The organism is Halolamina pelagica, assembly GCF_900115675.1.
Taxonomy (GTDB): domain Archaea; phylum Halobacteriota; class Halobacteria; order Halobacteriales; family Haloferacaceae; genus Halolamina; species Halolamina pelagica.
In genome coordinates this window covers 244851-263311 of the sequence record NZ_FOXI01000002.1, presented here as the reverse complement: position 1 = coordinate 263311, position 18461 = coordinate 244851, and the positions used below count along the sequence as shown (strand labels likewise).

Annotated in this window: 21 protein-coding genes; 9 read left to right on the top strand and 12 right to left on the bottom strand. The window is 70.3% G+C overall.

The window, feature by feature from the left end; genetic code table 11:
- Positions 1-52: 52 nt before the first annotated feature.
- The 3 genes from BMZ83_RS03980 to mce form a co-directional block, all read right to left on the bottom strand.
- A complete protein-coding gene (locus BMZ83_RS03980; RefSeq protein ID WP_074875864.1) occupies positions 53-2032 on the bottom strand; it encodes a class I adenylate-forming enzyme family protein in 1980 nt (659 codons plus the stop codon).
- A 57-nt stretch (positions 2033-2089) separates the two neighbouring features.
- Positions 2090-2692 carry a DUF6517 family protein gene (locus BMZ83_RS03975; protein ID WP_074875862.1) on the bottom strand — a complete coding sequence of 201 codons (603 nt, stop codon included), beginning with the start codon at positions 2690-2692 and terminating at the stop codon, positions 2090-2092.
- Positions 2693-2794: 102 nt separating this feature from the next.
- Complete coding sequence (mce, locus tag BMZ83_RS03970) at positions 2795-3187, bottom strand: methylmalonyl-CoA epimerase (RefSeq protein WP_074875860.1); 393 nt, start codon at positions 3185-3187, stop codon at positions 2795-2797.
- A gap of 96 nt (positions 3188-3283) precedes the next feature.
- Between mce and BMZ83_RS03965 the strand changes: the two genes are divergently transcribed.
- The gene (locus BMZ83_RS03965; RefSeq protein ID WP_074876160.1) at positions 3284-3598 is read left to right on the top strand and encodes a YbjQ family protein; all 315 of its coding nucleotides are present in this window, start codon (positions 3284-3286) and stop codon (positions 3596-3598) included.
- 8 nt (positions 3599-3606) lie between these two features.
- Here the strand turns inward: BMZ83_RS03965 and BMZ83_RS03960 are convergent, their stop codons facing one another.
- Positions 3607-5292, bottom strand: a complete 1686-nt coding sequence (locus BMZ83_RS03960; RefSeq protein ID WP_074875858.1) for an acyl-CoA mutase large subunit family protein — start codon at positions 5290-5292, stop codon at positions 3607-3609.
- A 148-nt stretch (positions 5293-5440) separates the two neighbouring features.
- Here BMZ83_RS03960 and BMZ83_RS03955 point away from each other — a divergent pair, with 148 nt between their 5' ends.
- Both BMZ83_RS03955 and BMZ83_RS03950 read left to right on the top strand, forming a co-directional pair.
- A complete protein-coding gene (locus tag BMZ83_RS03955) occupies positions 5441-5896 on the top strand; it encodes a hypothetical protein (protein WP_074875856.1) in 456 nt (151 codons plus the stop codon).
- Positions 5897-5947: 51 nt separating this feature from the next.
- On the top strand, positions 5948-6616 hold the full coding sequence (locus BMZ83_RS03950; protein ID WP_074875854.1) for an O-methyltransferase: 669 nt from the start codon (positions 5948-5950) through the stop codon (positions 6614-6616).
- 27 nt (positions 6617-6643) lie between these two features.
- Here the strand turns inward: BMZ83_RS03950 and BMZ83_RS16740 are convergent, their stop codons facing one another.
- A complete protein-coding gene (locus BMZ83_RS16740) occupies positions 6644-8095 on the bottom strand; it encodes a glycosyltransferase (RefSeq protein WP_074875852.1) in 1452 nt (483 codons plus the stop codon).
- A gap of 104 nt (positions 8096-8199) precedes the next feature.
- Complete coding sequence (locus tag BMZ83_RS03940) at positions 8200-9000, bottom strand: creatininase family protein (protein WP_074875850.1); 801 nt, start codon at positions 8998-9000, stop codon at positions 8200-8202.
- Positions 9001-9131: 131 nt separating this feature from the next.
- Between BMZ83_RS03940 and BMZ83_RS03935 the strand changes: the two genes are divergently transcribed.
- From BMZ83_RS03935 to BMZ83_RS03925, 3 genes are all read left to right on the top strand, one after another.
- Positions 9132-9560, top strand: coding sequence for a DUF2267 domain-containing protein (locus BMZ83_RS03935; protein ID WP_074875848.1), 429 nt, complete (start codon positions 9132-9134; stop codon positions 9558-9560).
- Positions 9561-9621: 61 nt separating this feature from the next.
- A complete protein-coding gene (locus BMZ83_RS03930) occupies positions 9622-10005 on the top strand; it encodes a nascent polypeptide-associated complex protein (RefSeq protein ID WP_074875846.1) in 384 nt (127 codons plus the stop codon).
- A 4-nt stretch (positions 10006-10009) separates the two neighbouring features.
- Entirely contained in the window at positions 10010-10741 is a 732-nt protein-coding gene (locus tag BMZ83_RS03925; RefSeq protein WP_074875844.1) for a tRNA (adenine-N1)-methyltransferase, read from the top strand.
- Between the two features lie 48 nt (positions 10742-10789).
- On the opposite strand, the gene BMZ83_RS03920 is transcribed toward BMZ83_RS03925, so the two are convergent.
- The gene (locus BMZ83_RS03920; protein ID WP_074875842.1) at positions 10790-11113 is read right to left on the bottom strand and encodes a transcription factor S; all 324 of its coding nucleotides are present in this window, start codon (positions 11111-11113) and stop codon (positions 10790-10792) included.
- Between the two features lie 62 nt (positions 11114-11175).
- Positions 11176-12450 (bottom strand): MFS transporter, encoded by a 1275-nt coding sequence (locus tag BMZ83_RS03915; protein ID WP_079990104.1) that lies wholly within the window; start codon positions 12448-12450, stop codon positions 11176-11178.
- A 111-nt stretch (positions 12451-12561) separates the two neighbouring features.
- Between BMZ83_RS03915 and BMZ83_RS03910 the strand changes: the two genes are divergently transcribed.
- Both BMZ83_RS03910 and BMZ83_RS03905 read left to right on the top strand, forming a co-directional pair.
- Positions 12562-12948: a winged helix-turn-helix domain-containing protein gene (locus BMZ83_RS03910; protein ID WP_206674346.1), complete on the top strand. Its 387-nt coding sequence runs from the start codon at positions 12562-12564 to the stop codon at positions 12946-12948.
- A 181-nt stretch (positions 12949-13129) separates the two neighbouring features.
- Complete coding sequence (locus BMZ83_RS03905; protein ID WP_074875840.1) at positions 13130-13558, top strand: DoxX family protein; 429 nt, start codon at positions 13130-13132, stop codon at positions 13556-13558.
- Between the two features lie 33 nt (positions 13559-13591).
- Here BMZ83_RS03905 and BMZ83_RS03900 read toward each other — a convergent pair whose 3' ends face one another.
- A complete protein-coding gene (locus BMZ83_RS03900; protein ID WP_074875837.1) occupies positions 13592-14110 on the bottom strand; it encodes a DUF21 domain-containing protein in 519 nt (172 codons plus the stop codon).
- Between the two features lie 92 nt (positions 14111-14202).
- Here BMZ83_RS03900 and mvaD point away from each other — a divergent pair, with 92 nt between their 5' ends.
- Positions 14203-15201, top strand: a complete 999-nt coding sequence (mvaD, locus tag BMZ83_RS03895; protein WP_074875835.1) for a phosphomevalonate decarboxylase MvaD — start codon at positions 14203-14205, stop codon at positions 15199-15201.
- Here the strand turns inward: mvaD and BMZ83_RS03890 are convergent.
- From BMZ83_RS03890 to BMZ83_RS03880, 3 genes are all read right to left on the bottom strand, one after another.
- Positions 15198-16379, bottom strand: coding sequence for a hypothetical protein (locus BMZ83_RS03890; protein ID WP_143076882.1), 1182 nt, complete (start codon positions 16377-16379; stop codon positions 15198-15200). The two genes, mvaD and BMZ83_RS03890, sit on opposite strands and share 4 nt — an antisense overlap.
- 75 nt (positions 16380-16454) lie before the next feature.
- Complete coding sequence (locus BMZ83_RS03885; protein WP_074875831.1) at positions 16455-17519, bottom strand: ATP-NAD kinase family protein; 1065 nt, start codon at positions 17517-17519, stop codon at positions 16455-16457.
- 237 nt (positions 17520-17756) lie between these two features.
- Positions 17757-18455, bottom strand: a complete 699-nt coding sequence (locus BMZ83_RS03880) for a competence/damage-inducible protein A (RefSeq protein ID WP_074875829.1) — start codon at positions 18453-18455, stop codon at positions 17757-17759.
- Positions 18456-18461 lie beyond the last annotated feature (6 nt).

Below are 18461 nucleotides of genomic sequence, written 5' to 3'. Positions count from 1 at the left end.
CAGCACGCAAAAAGGCACCCAGAACTGCGGCTCCGTGGTCCCGCGTTTCCGGTCAGCGCTCGTCCGCGCCCGACTCCTCCACGTCCGACTCGTCCGCTTCCGTCCCGCTCACGTCGTCGTCCGCCGGGGAATCACCGTCGTCGTTCGATCCACCGGTCTCGCCGTCGGTCTCCGACCCGCCGATGCCCGTGAGCCGATCGCTCTCCCCCTGTTCGGCCGGCTCCTCCGACGACGAGAGCGCGGCACCGCCCCGGCGGTCGGTGTCGGGTTCAGTCAGTTCCGGTTCCGCTGCCGGGTTGCTCACGGCGTCGACGCCCCCGTCGCTGTCGCCGGTGTAGGCCGCGGTGTCTTCCGCGGGCAACTCGGTTGCGTCGGTGTCCGTCGCGGCCTCCAACGCCGCCTCGGCCGGCGCGTCCTCGCCGGGGTGGTCGGGTGACGGTTCCCCTTCGCCCTCCGACTCCTCGTGAGCGACCGCACGGACGCTTTCGGCGTCGCTCGCGGCGCGGCCGCTGGGCTGGCTCCGCTCGAGAGTCACCGTGTCGCCCTCGCGAATGTGCTCGCGGACGGCATCGCGCTCAACCGTGCCCGACACGGTCCGCGGGAGTTCTTCGATCGTGCCGATCGTCCGCGGGAGTTTGAACCCCGCGAGGCGCTCGCGGAGGTGGCTCTCGAGGGCGGCCACGTCGACTCCCTCGTCGCTCGGCACCAGTAGCGCGGCGACCTGCTCCCCCCACTCCTCGTCGTCGATCCCGACGACTGCGGCGTCGTCGACCGACCCGTGGGCACGGAGAGCGTCGACGACCTCGCCCGGGTCGACGTTCTCTCCGCCGGTCAGGATCCGGTCGTCGAGCCGGTTCAGCACGTAGAGCCGGCCGTCCTCGTCGCGGTAGCCCACGTCCCCGGTGTGGAGCCCGTGGGGGCCGAACGCCTCGCCCGTCGCCGCGGGATCCTCGTAGTAGCCGGGGGTTACGGTCGGCCCGCGCACGACCAGTTCGCCCGACTCACCCGCCTCGACCGGCGCCCCGTCGTCGTCGACGACCGTCGCCTCGGTCCAGAGCAGCGGGCTCCCCACGGTCTCGGGGTGCTCGTACGCCTCGGAGTGGCGAGCGGTGGCGATCTGTGACGCCGTCTCGGTCATCCCGTAGGTCGGACAGATCGGCACCGAGTAGTCCCGGCACCGCTCGACGAGTTCGGCCGGGGTGGGGGCGCCGCCGACCAGCGCGAACCGCAGGCAGTCGGGGAGGGTGCCCCGCGCCGAGAGCATCCGGCGCAGCATCGTCGGCACCAGCGAGACGCAGGTGGCTTCGTACTCCCGGACGTCGTCGACGGTGCCGCCCGGATCGAACGACTCGCGGACGATCACGGTCGTCCCGTACAGCGCCGACCGCAGAACGGGGGCGATCCCGCCCATGTGGTGCAGCGAGAGCGGCACCAGCCAGCGGTCCTCGGGGTCGACGCCCAGGCGGAACGCGCTGGCAATCGCACTCGCGAGCAGGTTCCCCATCGTGAGGCGGACGGCCTTCGGGTCGCCGGTGGTGCCGGAGGTGAAGAGGAGCAGTTGCGTGTCCTCGCGCTCCCACGCCGTCGGCGTGAGCGTGTCGGGTTCGGCCGCCGAGAGCGGCGTCACGTCGTCGCGGTCCGAGTCGCCGATGGTCACCGCCGAGACCGACCGCTCGAGGCGCTCGGCGGCCGCCCGGACCTGCGACTCGGTGGTTCCGTCACAGACGACGGTGTCCACGTCCGCCCGGTCGACGCGATCGGCCAGCTCCGGCGGCGTGAACTCCGGCGCCAGCGGCACCAGCACGGCGCCCAGTCGCATCGTGGCGTGGATCAGGCAGACAGCCTCGACGCCCGTCTCCAGTGCGGCGGCGACGTGATCGCCCTCGGTGACGCCGAGCGCCGAGAGCCGGCTCCCCATCTCCTCGACGGTTTCGTCGAGCGTCGCGTACGTCCAGGCGTTGCCGGAGCTCGCGTTGACGAGGGCCTCCCGGTCGGGCGTACTCCGTACCCGGTGGGCCAGCCAGTCGTACATATCTCCCTCCACGGGACTACTGGTACTTCCCTCTTGGCACACGTCGCCGGCGACCGGTTAGCCGTGATCCAGCGCGGCGAACAGCGCGTCGACGGCGTCGCGACTCCCCGAGCGCTCCGCGGAGTAGACGCCGACCGCGAACACCGTGTCGCCGCCCATCGTCTCCCGGGCGACGACGAGACGCGGGGCGTCGCCCTCGACCTCGTACTCGCCGGCAGTCACGTCCTCACCTGCGAGTTCGACGGTCGTCTCGCCCGCCCACGTCACCTCGGGCGTCTCCGTCGGGAGGTACGGCAGCACGCGAGTGACGGCTTGCTTCAGCGGCGCGTACGTCAGCGGGTTCAGCGAGACGCCGCCGATGGTCCAGCCGGGGAGGCTCACCGTCACCACCGCGGCCCCCGTCCCCTCGTGGGTCGTCGTCATCACGTACGCCGAGAGGTCGAATCCCTTTTCGACGCCGGCGACGCGCAATCGTTCCTGGAACTGCACGCGCTCGACGCTCGGCTCGCCGAACCCGTGTTCGGCGGCGGTGCCGGCGTCGACGGTCAGCGGCGCCTCGGCGGTCCCTCGCATCGGTCCGCCGGCGACCAGCCACCCACCACCGACGGCCGCGAACAGCAGACCCCCGACGAGAGCGAGCGTGAAGAGTCTCCGCAGCATGCCCCGCGCTTACGAGTAATCTCCCTTAACCGTTCGGCTCGGCGATAGGCTCGCCGTCACGCAAAAAACGGACCGCGAGCGACGGAGCCGCCAAACGGTCCGTCAGTGTTCCACGAACTCGACCAGCACGCCCGCGGTGTCCCGCGGGTGGAGGAAGGCGATGTCGTGGTCCCACGCCCCGGGGCGCGGCTCGTCGTCGATCGTCTCGACCCCGAGGTCCCGGGCGCGATCCAGCGCCGCCGCGGCGTCGTCGGTCGCGAAGGCGACGTGGTGGAGGCCCGAGCCGTTCTCGGCGACGTAGTCGGCGATGGTGCTCCCGTCGTCGAGCGGTTCGATCACCTCGACGTAGCCGTCGCCCAGGTCGAGGAAGACGAAGCGCATCCCGCGGGCCTCGTCGGTCTCCTCGTGGACGTTCTCGGCACCCAGTAGGTCGGAAAACAGCGCGGCGGTCTCGGCGGCGTCGTCGGTTGCGACGCCCGCGTGGTCGAACTCCATGGGCGCCACTCGGCGCCGGCGAACCAAAAGCGTGGGTCGTTCATGCGAGGTCCCATCGCCGACACGATCATGGTCAACTCGGGCACACTCGCGACCATGCAGACCGCCACCACCGACACGATCGCCGGCGCGGAGATCGCGGAGACGCTCGGCACCGTCCGGGGCAACACGGTCCGGGCCCGGAACGTCGGCCGGGACTTCACCCAGAGCCTGCGCAACCTCGTCGGCGGCGAGATGAAGGCGTACACGGAACTGCTGTCGGACTCCCGCGAGCAGGCCGAGGAGCGTATGCTCGCGGAGGCCAAAGCGAAGGGCGCCGACGCGGTGGTCGAGATGCGCTTCGAGACCGCCGAGATCGCGGGGACGGGCGCGGAGATGCTGGCCTACGGGACGGCGGTGCAGTTGGAGTAAGCGACCGCTCAGACCGAGACGCCCTGCTGGTACTCGCCGAACACGTCGCGGAACACGTTCGAGACCTCGCCGACCGTCGCCTTCGCCTTCACGGCGTCGACGATGTACGGCATCACGTTCTCGTCGCCCGCGGCCGCCGTGCGGAGGTCGTCGAGCGCCGCCTCGACGGCGTCGTCGTCGCGCTCCTCACGCAGTTCGTCGAGGCGGTCGATCTGTCGCTGCTCGTCCTCCTCGTCGACCGACTCCAGGTCCATCTCCGGCTCGGAGTCCTCGACCTCGAACTCGTTGACGCCGACGATGACCCGCTCGCCCTCCTCGATCTCCTCCTGGCGCTCGAAGGCGACGTCCTGGATCTGCCGCTGGACCCACTGGTCCTCGATCGCGCCGCGCATCCCGCCGCGCTCGTCGACCTCGTCGATGATCTCGAACGCCTCGTCCTCGATGTCGTCGGTGAGGCTCTCGACGTAGTAGCTCCCGGCGAGGGGGTCGATGGTGTCGGCGGCGCCGGACTCGTGGGCGAGGATCTGCTGGGTGCGCAGGGCGGTCCGGACCGACTTCTCGGTCGGCAGCGCGAGCGCCTCGTCCTTCCCGTTGGTGTGGAGGCTCTGGGTCCCGCCGAGGACAGCCGAGAGCGCCTGGTAGGCGACGCGGACGACGTTGTTCTCGATCTGCTGGGCCGTGAGCGTCGAGCCGCCGGTCTGGGTGTGGAACTTGAGCTGTTTCGACTTGGGGTTCTCGGCGTCGAAACGCTCCTCCATGATCTTCGCCCACATCCGCCGGGCGGCCCGGAACTTCGCGGCCTCCTCGAAGATGTTGTTGTGGGCGTTGAAGAAGAAACTGAGCTGGGGCGCGAACTCGTCCACGTCCAGGCCGGCCTCGATGGCGGCCTCGACGTACTCGATCCCGTTGCCGAGCGTGAACGCGACCTCCTGGGCCGCCGTCGAGCCGGCTTCGCGGATGTGGTAGCCCGAGATGGAGATGGTGTTGAAGTTCGGCACCTCCTCCGCACAGAACTCGAAGATGTCCGTGATGAGCCGCATCGACGACTCCGGCGGGTAGATGTACGTGTTCCGCGCGGCGTACTCCTTCAGGATGTCGTTCTGGATGGTGCCCCGCAGCTCCTCGCGGTCGACGCCCTGCTCGTCGCCGACGGCGATGTACAGCGCCAGCAGCACGCTCGCGGGCGCGTTGATCGTCATCGACGTGGACACCTCGTCCAGCGGGATCCCCTCGAAGACGGTCTTCATGTCCTCGATGGAGTCGATGGCGACGCCCGAGCGCCCGACCTCGCCGGTGGCCATGTCGGCGTCGGAGTCGTGGCCCATCTGGGTCGGCAGGTCGAACGCCATCGAGAGTCCGGTCTGCCCCTGATCGAGCAGGTAGTGGAACCGCTCGTTGGTCTCCGACGCGGTGCCCATCCCGGCGTACTGCCGCATCGTCCAGAGCCGGCCGCGGTGCATCGTCGAGTAGACGCCGCGGGTGTAGGGCTCCTCGCCCGGGAACCCGAGGTCCTCCTCGTAGTCGAGGTCGGCAACGTCGTCGGGCGTGTACAGCGGGTCGACCGCCTGCCCGCCGGTGTCGGTCTCGAAGGACTCCCGGCGCTCGCCGAACCGGTCGACGGTCGGGCCGTAGGTCTCCTCCTCCCATCGTTCCTTCCCCTCACGGATCTCCGCGAGGTCCGCCTCGTCGAACATGGGTCGAACTGGGACCGGTTCGGACTTAAGCATGGGGAGACGGCGGCGGCCACGATCCCCGCCACCGACGGCGTCGCAGACCGGCGATCACGACGACGAGGCTCCGGTGTCACCCGCCTTTATCGGGTCCGCGATCAAGACCCGGCACATGGCACTCATCGACACTGCGTTCAGTATGCTGCACGTGCTGTTCGCCGGGGTCTGGGCCGGAACGACCGTCTTCTACGCGTGGCGGATCCACCCGCTGCTCTCCGAGGGGGACATCGACGCCACCTCGGCGATCGCTATCACTACCGGCCTCCGCTGGTTGACCCGGATCGGCGCCGTGGTGTTCGTCGTCACCGGCGGCCACATGGCGGCGACGGGCTACGGGGACGGCCGCCTGTTCAGCGACCCGATGGGCCACGCCGTACTCGGGATGCTCGCGCTCTGGCTGGTCGTCACCGGGCTGCTGGAGATGTCGATCGGGAAGATGCAGTCCCACCTCGGCGACGGCCGGATCCAGACCGCGGGCCGCGAGACGGGGACGTTCGTCAAGGCCGCCGCGACGTTCTCGGTCGTGCTGCTGCTGATCGCCGGCTACCTCGCCCAGCCGCTGGCCTGATCGGCGACTACCCGGCCAAACGCTTACTTCTCCGCCGGCGAACCGACGGGCATGGACCTGGAGACCGTCGAGCGATACGTGCGTGCCACCGGCGCCGACCACAGCGACGTTCAGGCGGAGATGGCCGAGTACGCCGACGAGAACGACTTCCCGATCATCGGCCCCGACGCGGGCGCGGTGCTGCGAATGCTCGCGCGCCTGACCGACGCCGATCGCGTCTTCGAGTTCGGTTCCGGCTACGGCTACAGCGCCTCGTGGTTCCTCGCCGGCGGCGCCGACGAGGTGGTGCTCACCGAGATCGACGAGGACGAACTCGACATGGCGCGGGAGTTCCTCGCCAGCGCCGGCGTCGCCGACCGGGCACGGTTCGAACACGGCGACGCGCTGGAACTCGTCGAGGCGTACGGCGGCCCGTTCGACGTGGTGCTGATCGACCACGACAAACCGCGCTACGCCCAGGGGTTCGATCAGGCACGGGAGAAGGTGCCGGAGGGCGGCGTGATCGCCGCCGACAACATGACCCGCGGGCCGATCGACCTCGACGCGCTGACGGCGTACTTCGCCGGCGACGAGCCGCTGCCTGACGGCGCCAGCGACGGCACCGAGGGGATCGCGAACTACGTCGAACACGTCCGCGCGGACCCGGCGTTCGAGTCGTTCGTTCTGCCAGTCGGCTCGGGGCTCTGTCTGAGTACCCGGGTCACGTCGCGGGGAAACTGATCCGGCTGCAGGCCGTTCGCGTTCAGGTCACTGCCGCACGCCGGAAACCGAGGGCACACGGACCCGCTCGGCCAGCCCACGCCCAGCCGACTCGAGCGCGCCCGCCGCGCCGTCGAGGGCGCGACGGATGCCGCTGCCCAGCTTCCGAGTGCCGCCGGCGACGGTCGAACACGTGCTCGTCGCGGCGTCCGCGGCGGTCCAACCCGCCACAGTGGCGACGTGGCTCGACTCGGTCGCAACCTGCTGGACTCGTCGGCCAGCCGCGCTGCTGCCGTGGCGGAGCCCTGCGCCCGCCCGAGCCCCAGCGCTACCCAGCCGCCCACCGACGCCGCCCGCGAGGCTGGCGAGTCGAGCCAGTCGCTCCCCGATCCCGCGACCGATCCGGGCGGGAGCGACGGTGGTCGCGGCCGTCGTCGCCGCCACCGCGGCCAGCGTGGGCACGGCGACCAGCGAGCGCAGGCCCCCGGCGGTCGTCACCGGCTCGTCCGCCGACACGGTGGCGTCCTCGGACTCGGCGTACGGATCGGGGTCGCGGAGGTCGGTCAGTACTCGCGTCGCGATGACCTCGGCACCGTTCTCGAACGCGGGCTCGGCGGGCGGATCGGCGACGGCGTCGAGCACGTCGATGGGACGGTCGGCGACGGCGAACCCGTCCACGTCGAACCGCTCCAGCCAGTCGGCGACCGCCCGCTGTTCGTCCGTCTCCGGGTGGACCACGCAGGGCGTGCCCGCGACGGCGGCGTCCATGATCGTCGAGTAGCCCGAACAGACAACCACGTCGGCGCCGCGGACGTACGGCAGCAGCGACGGGACGGGGTCCCACTCGTCGTCGGCCACGTCCAGCACGTCGTACCCCTGCCGGCGTAGGTGGTCGGCGATGCGCGACAGCGAGGAGTAGTGGCTCGGGACGACCACCACGTCGGGCGCGTCGTCGACGACCTCATCGCCGTCGAGCGCCACCGGCGGGATGCGGGTCGCCGCCTCGGGGTCGCCGCCTGACTCCGGCCAGACCACGGGGTAGAAGAACTCACGGGCCGCCGAGAGCTGGAACAGCGTGTGGAACCCCGCGCCGGCGCGCTCAATCCGGTCGTGGTAGAGGCTCGGCATGTCGTGTTTCAGCACGTACAGCGGCACGTCACACCGGCTGGCCGCCATCGCGGCGAACATGTCGTCGGTGACCAGCGCGTCCGGCTGGGTGGCGGTCAGCCAGGCCTGATACTCCGCGATGCGGCTCAGGCTTGCCGGGAGGCTCCGACTCAGCGTCGCCCACGTCGAGCCGCCCTGGTAGGTGTCGATGAAGTCGACGTTCGTGGGTTCGAACTCGTCGTACCCGTTCAACGCGACGAACTGGGTGCCGGCGCCGCCGCCGGCCATGCGGACCGTCCCGCCGCGTTCCTCGACGGCGTCGGCGACGGCCAGCATCCGAGTCGCGTGTCCCGCACCCTCGGGGTAGTGCGCGACGGCAACTGTCGGAGCCATGAATCATCGGACGTTCCACCGTTGCCCGTAAGGGCCTTGTGGCGGCCTGAGCGCGTTCGAGACCACGCACGACGGCTGCAGCGCACGAACGGGCCGCCGCAGCGTCAGACCTGCTCGCTCCGGCTGTCCGGCTGCGGGTCGACGTGCTCCCGGGGCATCAGGTCCCCGAAGCGCTGGTCGGCCAGCCACTCCGCGAGGTGGACCAGTTCGTCGCAGGCCGCCTCGAAGATGCACTCGCCCTTCGCCGCGCTGGCGTCGGTCGGATCGCCGAAGGCGCCGTTGGCGGAGTTCTCGATCGTGTCGTAGTGGACCCGGGCGCCGTGGCGGCTGTGACCCGAACTCGCGAGGTCGGTGAGCCCGTTGTCGCGGGCGCTCCCGAACTCCCCCTCCTTCACCGTCTCTGGGTCGAGATGCAGCAGCATCGAGGTCTCCTTCGGACCGGCGTGGGGGCCGTTGGTCTCGAAGACCTCGTCGACGAGGTCGGGAATCGACTCGTCCCACATCCACGGCGTCGCGAAGGCGGTTTCGTCGGCGCGCAGTCGGCGGCCGACCTCCTGGAGGTGCTGCTCGTTGCCGCCGTGGGCGTTGACGAACACCACGCGGTCGATCCCGTGGGAGGTCAGGTTCCGGGTCAGGTCCTCGACGTAGTCCCGGAACGACGACGGCGACACCCACATCGTGCCGTGGAAGTGGCGGTGGTGGTCGCTGACGCCGACGGTCACCGTCGGCGTACAGAGGAACCCGGTTCGCTCGGCGGCCGCGCGGGCGAGCCCCTCGGCGATCACGTGATCGGTCGAGAGCGGCAGGTGCGGGCCGTGCTGTTCGGTCGAGCCGAGCGGGACGAACGCGACGGGTCCGACGTCGGCGGTGGCGACGTCCGGCCACGTTTGGTCGGCGAGGTACATGGATACTCGCCGGGGCCCCGGCACCTAAAGCCTCCCGAGCGTGACCCGCCGAACGCCGCGGTGGGCACACCCGCCCGCGGAACTATTACCTCTGCATAACTTTAACCGCGGCTGGTCCGTACCGACGACCGATGAACTTCGACGAGTTCACGGGCGAGATACAGCACCGACTCGAACTACCGGGGACCGGCGAGGCGGTTCGTGCAACACGGGCGACGCTGATGGCGCTCGGCCAACGGATCCCCGAAGGCAACGCCGAGGACCTCGCGGCGTCGCTCCCGATGGAGATCAAGTGGTACATGACGGGCGCCGTCCACGAGCACGGCCAGCGGTTCGACTGGGCCGAGTTCGTCTCGCGGGTCAGCGAGGTCGAGAACCTGGAGCGACAGGACGCAGCCTACCACGCCCAGGTCGTCATGGACCTCGTGGCGTCGCAGGTGCCGCCGTCGGACCTGCGACAGCTCCGCGACGCGCTCCCCGAGAGCGAGGACGAGGAGAACTGGGGGAAGCTGTTCGGCGTGATCGACAGCGGCGGGTGGCAGGGCGGTTCGTCGACGTAGCGATTCCCGGTGTTCCGACCCCTTCGCCACGCTTTTGACGCCTGCCCACCGACTCGTAGCCATGTTCGGAGGCGGCGGACTCAATCCGCGCAAGATGCAGCAGATGATGAAGCAGATGGGTATTGACGTCGAGGAGCTCGACGCCGAGGAAGTGATCATCCGGACCGCCGACGAGGAACTCTACTTCGACGGCGCGGAAGTCACCAAGATGGACGCCCAGGGCCAGGAGACCTACCAGATCGTCGGCGAGCCCAGCGTCCGCAAGACGGGCGCCGACGAGGCCGAAGCGCTCGAAGACGCTGACGACGGATCCGACGACGGCGGCATCCCCGACGCCGACGTGGAGATCGTCGCCCAGCGCGCCGGCGTCACGGAGTCCACAGCCCGGGAGGTTCTCGAGGAGAACGACGGCGACCTCGCGGCGGCCGTCTCGCAGCTGGAGTAGTCCGGTGGAGGCCGTTCTACTGGTTCACGGCGACCGTGAGTACGTACGTCACCCGGGTGAGGAGCTCCAGACCGACCTCGGCGTGCTCGACGTGCCGGAAGACGTGAGCCACGGCGACGAACTGGAGACCCACTTGGGCGAGCCCTTCGTCGCCCGACGACTCCGCGGCCCGGACCTGTTCGAGCACTTCGAGCGGACCGGCGCACCGATGATGCCCCGCGACGCCGGGCTCGTGATGGGCCACACCGGCGCCGGCGGCGGCGACCGCGTGCTCGACGCCGGCACCGGGACGGGCGTGCTCGCGGCCTACCTCGCCCGTGCCGGCGCCGAGGTGACGACCTACGAGACCGATCCGGCGTTCGCCGACGTCGCCCGCGAGAACATGATACTCGGCGGCGTCGACGACCGCGTCGACGTGCGCACCGGCGACGTGACCGAGCACCTCGACGAACTGGTCGGAGCGGACTCGTTCGACGTGCTCACCCTGGACACCGGCGACTCGGCGGCCGTCGTCGAGCGGGCGCCGGAGCTGTTGACGACCGGCGGCTTCGTCACCGTCTACTCGCCGTTCGTTGAGTCGATCCGGAAGACCATCGAGGCCGCCGGCGGCGACCTCACCGACGTCCGGACGTTCGAGACGATCCAGCGCCGGATGGACGTCAGCGAGCGCGGGACGCGGCCGTCGACGGCCGGCGTGGGTCACACCGGCTACCTGACGTTCGCGAGAAAGGAATAACGTCCAGTACTCCGTTTTTCGGCGCTCGGTGCGGCTCCCGCTCCGTTCTCAGTGGTCGTCCTCGCGCCACTTGTGGCCGCACTCCGTACAGGTGAAAAAGCGCGTCTCGGACTCGTCGGCCGAGCGGATCTGCTTCATCTCGTAGCTCGCGCGGTCGTGACCACACTCGGGACAGCGGGTCTCCGTGGTCGGGCCCATCGCCTCCTCGCCCACGTCGGACATGTCGACGATGTCGCTCTCCTCCTGGTCCTGCTGGGTAGTCATCCCGGACTCCTCGGCCTCGTTCCGGGCTTCAGTGGCACCACAACTGCCACAGACCCACTCGTCGCCCTCCGCCTTCATCATTGAGCCGCACTCGTCGCAGAACTTCATTACCGGTGGCGTAGCGGGTCACTCGGTTTAAGCGCCGGGGTTCGTCGCCGCAGCGACGGGATTCAGCCGAACGCCCCCGGACGCACCGCAGTCGGCGCCCCGAACCGCCGCAGCGGGGGAACGGCCGCCCAGAACGCCCCGGTGAGCGCGATGCCGACGCCGCCCGCAAGCAGCACCGCCCGCGCGCCGACCGCCGCGCCGGCGGCGCCCCCGAGCAGCAGCCCCAGCGGTCCGACGACGTTGCTCAGGCTGCTGACCGTCGCCGTCACCCGGCCGAGTCGATCGTCGGGCACGCCGGTCTGCATCGTCGCCTGGACGCCGACGTTGTAGACGCCGACCGGGACGCGGGAGAGGCCGAACAGCGCCGCGGTCAGCGCCACGCCGCCGAGTTCGACCCCCGCGACCCAGGCCGCTCCCGCCAGGGAGAGGCCGACGGCGTTCGTGGCGCCCAGCGATCGGTCCTCGACGAGCGGCGCGAGCAGGGAGCCGGCGACGACGCCGGCGGTGGTCGCGGCGAGCAGGAGGCCGTACCCCGCTGCCCCCGAGAGCGCGGCCGCGTAGGCCGGCAGCACCGCGAACGCCGCGCTCGTGAGGAAGTTGGCGACGAGGCTCGCGAGCAGCATGGCGCCGAGCACCGACCCCGTGAGTACGGCTATCCCTTCCCGGAGTTCGCGGCGGTAGGCGGCGAAGTCGAGCGACGTTCCCCCGCCCTCGTTTTCCCCGGGGTCGTCGGAGCCGGCTTCGGGTATCGAGAGACCCAGGAACAGCAGCGCGGCGACGGCGTAGGTGGCGGCGTCGACGCCGTACAGCGCGACGGCGCCGATCGCCGCGACGAGCGCCCCGCCCGCCGCCTTCGCCCCGGCGTCGACGGCGCTGGTGACGATGGAGAACGCGCTGTTCGCCCGGACCAGCGACTCCTTGGCGACGATTCTGGGGAGTGCGGCGGTCTGGGCCGGCGCCGCGAACAGTTCGGTCAGCGCCATGCACGGGAGCACCGCGAGCACGATCCAGACCGAGAGGTTGCCGGAGAGCGCCGCTAGCGGGACGATAAGCGAGAGCACGGCGCCAACTGCTTCCGACCCGGCGAGCACGCGCTCGAGTCGCGCACGGTCGACCAGCGGACCGGCCAGCACCTTCAGCGCGTTCGGCCCACGGAGCAGGAACCCCGCGAGCCCGGTGTACGTCGTCGATCCGGTGAGTTCGAACACCAGCCACATCGCGGCGACGGTGTACAGCCCGTCGCCGAGGAAACTCGTCGCCCGCCCCGCCAACATCCGGCGGAAGGACGGGTCCTGTGGGAGCGAGAACTGTCGAGGGAGGGCGTCGCTGACGGGCACGACCGCCGGGTCGGCCGGGTGGTAGTTGAACGCTCGGAGAAGCGCGGTTCTGTCGTGTGGGTGATAGCTCTCGGCCGTAGTTTCAAGCCGGTCCGGTCGCAACGCCTGCGCGTGCAGGAAGCGGACCCCACGGACGCGCTGGCGGTGCTGGGCGACGAGACGCGGATCGCCATCCTCCGGGCGCTCGCGGAGGCCGAGGAGCCGTTGCCGTTCTCGGAACTCCGGCGGCGGGCGGACGTTCGCGACCCCGGACGGTTCAACTACCACCTCTCGAAGCTCCGCGAGTACTTCGTCCGGGAGGAGGACGGCGGCTACGCGCTCCGCGAGGCGGGCAGCCGCGTCGTCGCCGCCGCGGGCGTGGTCCCCGGGCCGACGACGAGCGTCGACGACGCTCCGCAACCGGACGCGGGCACCGACAACGCGGACGGCTGTCCCGTCTGCGGCGAGGAGGACTGTGAGCGCCTGTTCCACGTCCACCTCTCGGTGCCGTGGCGGTAGCGTCCGGCCGGGGGGAACGGCCGTGATTCTTTCAGACGAGACACGGCGGTAACACCGCTGTAACCGGGTGACGGCGGGGTTCGCGAGCGCTCAAGTGGTTCGCACCCGTAGCTGGTAGCGTGGCGCAACCACTCACCACAACGGCACCGCTTGCAACTGACTCGTCCACGGAGGTGACGCGATGAGCCTACTGCAGGTCGCCGCGCTCGATGGCGCCGCCGGGACCCTCTTCCTGCTGGCGCGGGTCGTCTTCGGACTGGTCCTCGGGTTCATGGGCCTGAACCACTTCATGGACGTCGAGGGGATGGCCGGCTACGCTGGCGCGAAGGGCGTCCCGGCCCCCGAGTTCGGCGTCGTCGCCTCCGGCGTCATGCTGCTGGTGGGCGGCCTCGGCATCGCCGCCGGTGCCTACCCCGTGCTCGCGGCCGGCGCGCTCGTGACGTTCTTCGTCGTGTCGACGCCGACGATGCACGACTTCTGGAACGCCGAGGACACGCAGGGCGAGATGACGCACTTCCTCAAGAACGCCGCGCTGCTCGGCGGCTCGCTGGCCTTCCTCGCGCTCGGCGGCGTCGACTGGCCGCTGGCGCTGAACGTCGGCCTGTTCTAAGCCACCGCACTCCCCGTCTCGCTCGCTGCCCGATCAGTCCACGTACGGGCGCTCGATGTCGGTCTCACCCTCGACCCAGCGCGTGATCGCGCTGGTCACCCAGTCGAACGCGGAGATCACCGGCGAGAGCCCCCGTTCGACGAGTGAGATCACCGGCGCGACCCGGAGCGACCACTCGGCAGCGTTGCCCAGCCCGTACGCCTTCGGCACGATCTCGCCGAAGACGAGCACCAGCACGCTCGTGACCACCGTGGCGGCGACGACCGCGGGTCCGGGATCGAGCGAGCGCGCGACCAGCACGGTGACGATGCTCGAGATCGCGACGTTCACCACGTTGTTCCCGACGAGCAGCGTCACGAGTAGCCGGTGGGGGTCATCGCGGAGCGCGGCCAGCGTCCGGTTTCGCGGATCGTCGCCGGCAGTCGCGTCCGTGATCGCGTCGGCGCCCGTCGGCAGCGAGAAGATCGCCGTCTCGGAGCTGGAGAAGAAGGCGCTGCAGGCGAGCAGCGCGACTGTGGCCACGACGCCGGCGGCGAGTAACAGGTCGACCATGGCTCCCCTCCCGGGCGGGCGGTAATGAAGCCGGCGGCGCCCCGACCGGCACCGACACGTCTAACCCGAGGCGCCGAGGAACTCCGACAGAGATGCCGCTCAAGGCCACCGCGCGGGCCCACCCGATCCAGGGGCTCGTGAAGTACCACGGGATGCGCGACACGGACCTGCGTCTCCCGTACCACGACTCGATCAGCGTCTGTACCGCGCCGTCGAACACCACCACCACCGTCGAGTTCCTGCCCGACGCCGGCGACGACACGTACATCATCGACGGCGAGGGCGTCGACGGCCGCGGCGCCGAGCGCATCCGCAACGTGCTCGATCACGTCCGCGACCTCGCGGGCATCGACCACGCGGCCCGGATGGAGAGCGAGAACTCCTTCCCCTCGAACGTCGGCTTCGGCTCCTCGTCCTCCGGCTTCGCGGCGCTAGCGATGGCCGCCAGCGAGGCGGCGGGGATGGACCTGACCCGCCCCGAGATCTCGACGATCGCGCGCCGCGGGTCGTCGTCGGCAGCTCGCGCGGTCACGGGTGCCTTCTCGGACCTCTCCGCGGGGTTGAACGACGAGGACTGCCGCTCGCACCGACTCTCAATCGGCACGGGCGAGGACGGGTTCGACCCCGAAGAGGACCTCCGGATCGTCACCGCGCTCGTTCCCGCCTACAAGGAGACCGAGGAGGCCCACGAGGAGGCCGAGGCGAGCCACATGTTCGACGCGCGACTGGCGCACGTCCAGGACCAGTTGGTCGAGATGCGCGACGCGCTGCGGGAGGGCGACTTCCACCGCATCTTCGGCACCGCCGAGCACGACTCCCTGTCGCTGACGGCGACGACGATGACCGGCCCGTCGGGGTGGGTGTACTGGAAGCCCGAGACCATCGCCGTGTTCAACGCCGTGCGGGAGCTCCGCGAGACGGGCGTCCCCGTGTACTTCTCGACGGACACCGGCGCGTCGGTGTACGTGAACACGACGGCGGACTACGCCGACGTTGTGGAAAAGAAGGTGGCCGAGACGGGCGTCGAGACGGAGGTCTGGGAGGTCGGCGGCCCGGCCGAGGTGCTGGCTGAGAGCGAGGCGCTGTTCTAGGACTCGCTCGACACCGTCACGTTCCCCCCTTCCCCGCCGACCGAAACGGCGTCGACGAACGTCCCGTTCCCCGTCACCACTGCGACCGTTCGGTCGTCGACGGTCGTGAGCCGGTAGCGGTGGTCGTCGACGCGCCAGCCGTCGGCGGTCTCGTTCCCGCGGGCGTCGAGGTAGTCCACGAACGCCGTCTCGAACTCGTCGGCGTCGTCGACGGTGTCCCAGCGCAGCACCCAGACGTAGCCCTCCATATCCCCCGTGACTGTGAGCAGTCGGTCGTTCCCCCAGCCTTCGGCGGCCTCGCTTGCTCGCGTTTCGGAGAGTTCGACGCCGAGCACGGTCCGGACGAACAGTTCGCCCTGCCGGTCCATCGAGGCCGGCGTGTACCAGCCACTCGGCGTCCCGTCGACGACGGAGAGGTTCGTCGGTCCCTCGGCCGTTCCGGGGTGGAGCACCTGTTCGGTCGTGGTCGGGAGGGTCGTGTTGGGTGACAGCAACTCGGTTGGCGAGTCCAGCGTTTCGGCGAAGTACTGGCCGCCGAAGCAGTAGGGCTGTGCCGCGTAGCGCTCGTACGGCGTTCCGGTCCGGTAGCCCTCGCACCGTCGCTCGATCGTCGAGAAGCCGAGGAACGCCCGCGTGTAGACGTCTTCGACGTAGACGGCGCTTCCCTCGGTCATCACTCTCCAGATGCCGGATTCCCGTGCCCGGTCCACGAAGTCAGTCCGGTACTGTATCGCGTGGACGTACTCGTGGGCGAGGATCCGCTCGATTTCGCTGGGTGAGCCGTTCCGCGGGATCACCTGAACCCTGTCGTTCCGAAACACGTACCGACCGTTGACTCCGCCATCCGACGAGATCCTCCCCTCCCCGAGCCCGAGCTGTGCCGGGAACGAGCTGACGCGTCCGGGAGGTCGCCCGTCCAGAACCGTGACGGTCGGCGGCTCGTACGTCTCCCCGAACATCGCCTCGACGCGCTCCCAGACGAGCGTCGCGTTCACGGGGAGGTCCCCGTACACTGAGACGCGGCTGTCCGGCGTGGTCGTCGGTGTCGCCGACGGTTCGCTCGTCGTCGACGGCGTCTCCGGCGTCGCGGTCGACGACGGCCCGCCAGCGAACCCGCCACAGCCCGCCAGAACCATCGAGACGGCGACGAACACCGTCGCCAGCGCCTGCCGGTTCATCGTCGACACCACCGGGGAGGGCAGTCGGCCATTGCTGGCCTCCACTCCCGTCAACGGTAAACCACTATCGCCGGCTCAGACCAGCTTCACCATCCGGGTCTCGAACTTCCCGACCCGGACCTTCCACCAGCCACGGAGCTCCTCGTCGAGTTCGGGGTCGTCCGTGTCGGCGCGCAGCACGCTCACGCCGTCGAGTTTGGCCCGCGAGGCGACGATTGTCACGTCACACTGCCGGATCACGTCGGGGGAGAGCTGTGGGTTCCCGCGGCCGAACACGAACCCCTGCCCGCCGATGGGGGAGACGACGATGACGTTCTCCTCCCCCAGCGCGTCGAGGATCTGTTGCTCGCTGGCGTCTCTCACGATCACCTCCCCGTCGCGCCACACGTCGACGCCGATGGGCGAGCCCTCGAAGCCGAGTTCGTCCTTGATCGTCCCGACGGTCGATCCGGGGCCGAGCACGTACGTCCGCGACGGTTCGGCCCGGATGTCGTCGGCGACGCCCTCCGCGAGCGCCTCGACGGTCCCCCCGCCCAACTGCTTCGAGGACTGCATCGCTTCGGCGACCGGCACCCGGGCGACCGCCCGGAGTTCGGGGTTGACCTCGCCCTCGCGGTACTCGTCCTCGTCGATGTCCATCACCTCCCGGCGCTCGGTGCGCTCGTAGCTCGCGACGATGTAGGCGGCGTCCTCGGGGGAGACCGCGAACACCGAGGAGTAGACTTTGACGCCGGCGGGGACGCCGAGCATCGGCGTGTCGGTTCCCTCGAGCGTCTCGGCCACGTCCGCTGCGGTGCCGTCGCCGCCGACGAAGAGGACGAGGTCGACGCCGGCGTCGACGAACGCCGCGACTGCCTCGCGGGTGTCGTCGGAGCCGGTTTCGCCGCCGGCCGGCTCCCCCAGGACCTCGGGCTCGTAGCCGGCTTCCCGGACTTCCCGTTCTCCCATCGGCTCGCCCCAGGTCGAAACCCGGGCGTCCGGCAGGCGGTCGGCGAGTTCCGCCAGCGCGCGCTCGGCGCGTTGGGGCGCGCGCGGTTCCGCGCCCCGGGCGCGGGCCTCCGCGACCTTCCCGTCGGTCCCCTTCAGCCCGACGCGGCCACCCATGCCGGCGATGGGGTTGAGGACGAAGCCAACGTGCATGGGCTCCCTTCGGCGGGGAGCGGGAAAACGGCCGCGGACGCGGCGACGGGTGCGACCCTGTCGGCAACGTCGACGCCGGAGACCACCAGAGCTAAGCGCCGGACGGTCGAACGCGGGGGTATGCTTCAGGCTACGGCAGTCGAGGGGGTCTCGCTCGATCCGGCGGTGACCGGCGCCGTCGCGCTCGCGCTCGGGATCGTGGTGACGGCGGCGTGGACGCTCGCGTTCTACCGGTAACTACTCGGCGCTCTCGTCGACCTGCTGGACGTGATCGGTCAGCCACGCCGCCGCTTCGCGGGCTGCTTCGGGATCGGTCGCGGTGACCTTCAGCGTCACCGTCTCGCCGGGGTAGGACCCGACCGTCACGCCGAACCGGTCCTGTACCTCGGCGAGCCGGTCGAGGAGCGCGCTCTCGGGCTCGGCGGCCTCGACGCGCTCGATGTACGTCTGCTCGCCGTCGAACTCGTCGGCGACGCTCGCGAACATCGCCTGCATCTCCGCGGGCACGCCGGGGAACACGTAACAGGACTCCACGACTGCACCCGGGGCGACGCCCTCGGTGTTGTGCAGCGGCCGCGCGCCGGCCGGGAGCTCGGCGGTGCCGGTAACGAGGTCCTCGCTGGCGTACCCCTCCTCCTGGAGCCACTCGGCGGCCGCGTCGTCGAGTTCCACCTCGCGCCCGAACGCCGCGGCGACGCCCTCCATGGTCACGTCGTCGTGGGTTGGCCCGAGGCCGCCGGTGACGAGCACGGCGTCGTACTCGGCGTGGTACTCGTTGACCACGCGGGCGATGTCCGCCACGCGGTCCGGCACGGTCGTCACGCGCTCGACGTCGACGCCACGGTCGTCGAGCCGGGCACAGAGCCAGGTGGCGTTCGTGTTCTCGGTGTCGCCGGTGAGTAGTTCGTCGCCGACGGTGACGATTGCGGCGTCCATCTGTCG

Bases quoted from the DNA above. Each gene is read 5' to 3' on its own strand.
- mce (WP_074875860.1), bottom strand. From the start codon at position 3,187: ATGGAGTTCGACCACGCGGGCGTCGCAACCGACGACGCCGCCGAGACC.
- BMZ83_RS03890 (WP_143076882.1), bottom strand. From the start codon at position 16,379: ATGAACCGGCAGGCGCTGGCGACGGTGTTCGTCGCCGTCTCGATGGTT.
- BMZ83_RS03930 (WP_074875846.1), top strand. From the start codon at position 9,622: ATGTTCGGAGGCGGCGGACTCAATCCGCGCAAGATGCAGCAGATGATG.
- mvaD (WP_074875835.1), top strand. From the start codon at position 14,203: ATGCCGCTCAAGGCCACCGCGCGGGCCCACCCGATCCAGGGGCTCGTG.
- BMZ83_RS03940 (WP_074875850.1), bottom strand. From the start codon at position 9,000: ATGTACCTCGCCGACCAAACGTGGCCGGACGTCGCCACCGCCGACGTC.
- BMZ83_RS03960 (WP_074875858.1), bottom strand. From the start codon at position 5,292: ATGTTCGACGAGGCGGACCTCGCGGAGATCCGTGAGGGGAAGGAACGA.
- BMZ83_RS03880 (WP_074875829.1), bottom strand. From the start codon at position 18,455: ATGGACGCCGCAATCGTCACCGTCGGCGACGAACTACTCACCGGCGAC.
- BMZ83_RS03920 (WP_074875842.1), bottom strand. From the start codon at position 11,113: ATGAAGTTCTGCGACGAGTGCGGCTCAATGATGAAGGCGGAGGGCGAC.
- BMZ83_RS03950 (WP_074875854.1), top strand. From the start codon at position 5,948: ATGGACCTGGAGACCGTCGAGCGATACGTGCGTGCCACCGGCGCCGAC.
- BMZ83_RS03900 (WP_074875837.1), bottom strand. From the start codon at position 14,110: ATGGTCGACCTGTTACTCGCCGCCGGCGTCGTGGCCACAGTCGCGCTG.
- BMZ83_RS03935 (WP_074875848.1), top strand. From the start codon at position 9,132: ATGAACTTCGACGAGTTCACGGGCGAGATACAGCACCGACTCGAACTA.
- BMZ83_RS03975 (WP_074875862.1), bottom strand. From the start codon at position 2,692: ATGCTGCGGAGACTCTTCACGCTCGCTCTCGTCGGGGGTCTGCTGTTC.
- BMZ83_RS03965 (WP_074876160.1), top strand. From the start codon at position 3,284: ATGCAGACCGCCACCACCGACACGATCGCCGGCGCGGAGATCGCGGAG.
- BMZ83_RS03955 (WP_074875856.1), top strand. From the start codon at position 5,441: ATGGCACTCATCGACACTGCGTTCAGTATGCTGCACGTGCTGTTCGCC.
- BMZ83_RS03885 (WP_074875831.1), bottom strand. From the start codon at position 17,519: ATGCACGTTGGCTTCGTCCTCAACCCCATCGCCGGCATGGGTGGCCGC.
- BMZ83_RS03905 (WP_074875840.1), top strand. From the start codon at position 13,130: ATGAGCCTACTGCAGGTCGCCGCGCTCGATGGCGCCGCCGGGACCCTC.
- BMZ83_RS16740 (WP_074875852.1), bottom strand. From the start codon at position 8,095: ATGGCTCCGACAGTTGCCGTCGCGCACTACCCCGAGGGTGCGGGACAC.
- BMZ83_RS03980 (WP_074875864.1), bottom strand. From the start codon at position 2,032: ATGTACGACTGGCTGGCCCACCGGGTACGGAGTACGCCCGACCGGGAG.